Genomic DNA, 2,298 nt, shown 5'->3' with positions numbered 1-2,298 from the left:
TGTGAATTACTGTTTATTTTGATCTCAGAATTCTTTAAACATTATTCCAATAATAGAGAAAAAAGTATATTTCTTTTGAAAATTAACTATTTTCATGTCGAATGCACAGTTTTTCCCAGATTTTGTGCTTTAAAGTAGAGTATTAAAAGAAAACATTTAAATATATAATCAAACTAACTAATTACATAATGTTTTTATTTGGAAAGAAGTGATTAGAGAATTTAAAAATATTCCTGAAAAACTAGTGAAAAAGTTTGTGGTGAAAAATATAGGGCAAATCGCATGATGTTATTTTGCCATATGTTTTTAAAAAATCCTATATAATAGGAATATGGAGTTGATTATTATTGAAGTGACAGGATAAGGAAATATTTTCCTTAATAAATACTATGGAGATATTTAAAATGAGTTATATGGAAGAATATCTACGTAAAGGTTTAAATCCTAGTCAATTAGAAGATGAATTAATAAATTTAATTAATGAATATGATGAACTAACTGGAAAACATTTATTTCTATATTCAGTTGATTTAAATACCCCTGATGTACCAACTTCAATTAGTATTGATGATTTATATACTATTAAAGATATTTTAAGAAATGACAAATCAGAGAAATTAAGTTTCTATATTGAAACACCTGGAGGATCAGGTGTTGCTGCTGAAGAAATTGCTCAATTCTTAAGAAACAAGTATGATTATGTTGATTTTATTATTGTAGGGGAGTGTAAAAGTGCAGGAACAATTCTTGCTATGTGTGGGGATGAAATTTATTTAAATGATACTGGAAGTTTAGGACCAATTGATGCACAAATACAAATAGGAAGATCTTATGGATCTGCTCATGATTATATGAAATGGGTAGAAGATAAAATAGATGAATCAAATAAAAACGGACAATTAAATAATTTTGATGCATTAATGGTTGCCCAAATTACTCCAAATGAACTTGTTGGAGTTCAGCATAGTTTAGATTATGGTAAAGAATTAGTAACCAAGTTTTTAAGAAAATATAAATTTAAAAATTGGAAAGTTACTGAAACAAAAGGTAAACCAGTTGATGATAACCTTCGTCAAAAAAGGGCTGAAGAAATTGCTGATAAACTTGCAGACCATTCTCAATGGAAAACACATGGCAGATCACTTAAAATTGACACATTATGTAATGATATAAAGTTGAAAGTTAAGAATCTTACAAAAACTCCTGAAGTTTGTGAACTTGTTGAAAGAATACAAGTATTATTGAGATTAATTTTCTCTTCAAGTTCTACATATAAAATTATGGCTGATAAAAATACTAAACTTGTTAAAAATGCTAGAAAGATTCCTTATAATGATTTTGAAGAGTTAAATTCCTTAAATCTTGATTTAACATGCAATAATTGTGGTAAAGAATTTAAGTATTATATTAATTTATCAGATAATCCATTAATTGACATGGAATTACAAAATCAGGGTAGAACTCCTTTACCTGAAAAGGACATAATTATTTGTGAATGTGGATTTGAGTTAAATTTAAAAGAAATAAAAAATAATATATTTAACAAGATATAGGTGATTAATATGGTATACGAAAAAACTTTAGAAGATAAATTGAATTTTATTAACGATGCTAAAAAGTCAAATATTGCTAAAATTAATATTGAATCAGTTAATTTTGGTAGGGCAACTGCAAATACCATAATTTTTAAAAAAAACTATGAATTAAGCATCCATTAATATTTTTTAAAAGAAATTATAATTAGTCTTTTCGAAAAATATAAAATTCATGATTCGAAAAGCAAGGTTTCCTTTAAATTGAATTTAAAGACAAAAATTTTTAAGTTTTACAATTATTCGGAAGCCTCATTTATAATCTTTTTTAAATTAATTGTCCGATTAATTACTTCCAAAAAAAAATAATTTTTACATTAAGTGTCAAGTTAGATGATAATTTTGCATTTATATTCAATTGTAATTAAATTCCCTATCAGCACTTTTAAAACTTAATATCCATTACCAAATCACTTTGATAAACTAAGGTATCTTTAAAACCTTTAAGAGTATTTATAGTAACTTTTTGAATTTCATCAAAATCTTTTTTCAAAACTGAAGTGAGGTACATTAATTTCTTGACAAGATTATCAGTTGATTCTAAAAATTAGTGAAATGCATACATAAATTAAAACTTTTCTTAAGTCATCTTCATTGAAAATAATCTAAAAAACAGTAAGTAGGCTAGATGGGATTCGAACCCATGACCTCCCGGTTATCAGCCGAGCGCGCTAACCAAGCTGTGCCACTAGCCTATAAAACATGA

The 2,298-nt window shown here is 26.0% G+C and carries 3 protein-coding genes and 1 tRNA gene; 2 read left to right on the top strand and 2 right to left on the bottom strand.

Translation table 11 applies throughout. The features are described 5' to 3' along the window. Positions 1–404: 404 nt before the first annotated feature. Both QZ146_RS08655 and QZ146_RS08650 read left to right on the top strand, forming a co-directional pair. Entirely contained in the window at positions 405–1,553 is a 1,149-nt protein-coding gene (locus QZ146_RS08655) for an ATP-dependent Clp protease proteolytic subunit (protein WP_295723679.1), read from the top strand. 9 nt (positions 1,554–1,562) lie between these two features. Further along, on the top strand, positions 1,563–1,718 hold the full coding sequence (locus QZ146_RS08650; protein ID WP_295723676.1) for a hypothetical protein: 156 nt from the start codon (positions 1,563–1,565) through the stop codon (positions 1,716–1,718). Positions 1,719–1,977: 259 nt separating this feature from the next. On the opposite strand, the gene QZ146_RS08645 is transcribed toward QZ146_RS08650, so the two are convergent. Beyond that, entirely contained in the window at positions 1,978–2,103 is a 126-nt protein-coding gene (locus QZ146_RS08645) for a hypothetical protein (RefSeq protein ID WP_295723673.1), read from the bottom strand. Between the two features lie 109 nt (positions 2,104–2,212). Next, positions 2,213–2,287 (bottom strand) — tRNA-Ile (locus QZ146_RS08640). Positions 2,288–2,298: the final 11 nt, after the last annotated feature.

The organism is uncultured Methanobrevibacter sp., assembly GCF_905235195.1.
Taxonomy (GTDB): Archaea; Methanobacteriota; Methanobacteria; order Methanobacteriales; family Methanobacteriaceae; genus Methanarmilla.
This window is presented reverse-complemented; position numbering and strand designations above follow the sequence as displayed.